Below are 1,359 nucleotides of genomic sequence, written 5' to 3' on the forward strand. Positions count from 1 at the left end.
CTCGCGCCGTGGTGGATCGAGGCCGTCACCACCGCGCTCGTCTGGGTGACCGGGATCGTCGCCATCGCCGTGGGCGTCGCCGCTGCCATCACCGCGACCGCCTGGCTCGTGGAGACCCGACGACGGGCCTACGCGCCGGTCCCGGATCCGCGGTCACGGGCGGGCCTGTGGGCTGGGGCTCTCCTCGTCGTCGTCAACTTCTTCCGCCTACCCGTCTACCTGGAGGAACTGCGCCGGGCGTCGGACCGAGCCCCCTCCCGATCCGACCTGAGGCGCTGGTGGGCGGCGTGGGGCGTCAACGCCCTGGCCGTCGCCCTGGCGCTGTGGCGCGGCAGCGGCGAGGGCTCCCAGGCCGCCGCCGACACCGTCCTGCTCACCGCCCTGGCCGCCCTCGCCGCCGTGTGGACCGCCCGCGAGACCCGGTCCGTCATGCGGAGTTTCACCGACCCTTCCCCGCGGTTCACCCGCAGGTTCCTCCCGGCGGGGATCGTGGAGGCGTCCGCGACCCGGAAGGAGTGAGACGTGACGGTCCCCGCGACCACCCACCTGCCCTCACCCGTCTCCACCCGAAGCGGCGTCGTCGCCCACCGCGGCGCCTCGGCCGAATATCCCGAACTCACCCGCGTCGCCTACCAGCAGGCCCTCGACCAGGGCGCCGAGGCGCTCGAGGTGGACATCCGCCTCACCGCCGACGGCGTCCCGGTGCTGCTCCACGACCCGCGCACCACCCGCGTCGGTGACAGGGACCTGTGGGTCCACTCCGCCACCCTCGACCAGGTCGCGGCCCTCGACGTGGGCTCCTGGCACCCGGTCCACCGCAGGCCGGAGCCGGTCATGACCCTGCGCAGTTTCCTCGTGATGGCCGAGGCGTATCCCCGCGTCCGCCTGTTCCTCGAGACCAAGCACCCCGTGCCCACCGGCGGGCGCGTCGAGACCGCGCTGCGCGACGAACTCCAGTACTTCGGGCTGGACCGGGCCGCGTCCTTCGCCGAGTCACGCGCAGTGATGATGAGCTTCTCCGTCTCCGCCGTCCGCCGGTTCCGGCAGCTGGCGCCGGACGTGCCGACCGTGCAGCTGCGCGAACGGCGCAACGTCTTCAAGTCCTGGCCCGCCGAGGGGTTCGGCGCCCAACTGATGGGGCCGAGCATCAGCGCGCTGCGCGCCCGGCCGTGGCTGGTCGAGTACTGGCGGTCACGGGGCATGGGGACGTACTGCTGGACCGTCGACGACCCCGCCGATCTCCTCCTGTGTCGCGACCTCGGCGTGGACTGGGTGGGCACCAACGTGCCGGCGCGGGCGCTGACCGTCCTCGACGGCGCGACGCCGCCGACCGAGGGGCCCGCGGACGGGGCCGGCGCC

At 74.0% G+C, this 1,359-nt stretch carries 2 protein-coding genes; both read left to right on the forward strand.

Features of this window, described 5'->3' with window-relative positions; all coding sequences use genetic code 11:
* Positions 1 to 519: DUF4328 domain-containing protein (locus tag HMPREF3086_RS03540; protein ID WP_070720184.1), on the forward strand; the 519-nt coding region annotated here is incomplete at its 5' end.
* Between the two features lie 3 nt (positions 520 to 522).
* Positions 523 to 1,359: glycerophosphodiester phosphodiesterase family protein (locus HMPREF3086_RS03545; RefSeq protein ID WP_070720186.1), on the forward strand; the 837-nt coding region annotated here is incomplete at its 3' end.

Origin of the sequence: Dietzia sp. HMSC21D01 (genome assembly GCF_001815995.1) — a bacterium.
GTDB classification, from domain to species: Bacteria; Actinomycetota; Actinomycetes; order Mycobacteriales; family Mycobacteriaceae; genus Dietzia; species Dietzia cinnamea.